Raw genomic sequence first — 669 nt, forward strand, 5'->3', positions numbered from 1 at the left:
GGGCACCATGCTCAAGAACCTGGAGAAGAAGGGCAACCCCTGGGGCCTGGCGAAGAAGCAGCGCCTGGAGTGGCTCAAGGAGGTCGAGTTCGAGGTCCCGGTCGTCGGCCAGGACATCGAGGACCTCTCCGAGGTCGAGTACCTGTACTGGGTCGGCTGCGCGGGCGCCCTGGAGGACCGCGCGAAGAAGACCACGAAGGCCTTCGCCGAACTGCTGCACATCGCGGGCGTCAAGTTCGCGATCATGGGCGGCGACGAGAAGTGCACCGGCGACTCCGCCCGCCGCCTGGGCAACGAGCCCCTGTTCCAGGAGCTCGGCATGGAGAACGTCATGGCGCTGAACATGGCGTTCGGCGAGGAGCTGGACGACGACGGCAAGGTGGTGGCGGAGTCCGCCAAGCCGAAGTCCGCGAAGAAGATCGTCGCGACCTGCCCGCACTGCCTCAACACCATCGGCAACGAGTACCCGCAGCTCGGCGGCGACTACAAGGTCATCCACCACACCCAGCTGCTCCAGCACCTCGTCGACGAGGGCAAGCTGATCCCGGTGACCCCGGTCGAGGGCATCATCACCTACCACGACCCGTGCTACCTGGGCCGCCACAACAAGATCTACACGCCTCCGCGCGAGATCATCGCGGGCGTCCCGGGTCTGCGCAACGAGGAGAT

The 669-nt window shown here is 66.1% G+C and carries 1 protein-coding gene; it reads left to right on the plus strand.

The genetic code is table 11. From position 1 onward, the window contains the following. The coding region (locus tag EHS43_RS45575; RefSeq protein WP_148104385.1) for a (Fe-S)-binding protein at positions 1 to 669 on the plus strand (669 nt) is incomplete at both ends.

Source organism: Streptomyces sp. RP5T (assembly GCF_003933965.1).
In the GTDB taxonomy this organism is placed as follows: domain Bacteria; phylum Actinomycetota; class Actinomycetes; order Streptomycetales; family Streptomycetaceae; genus Streptomyces.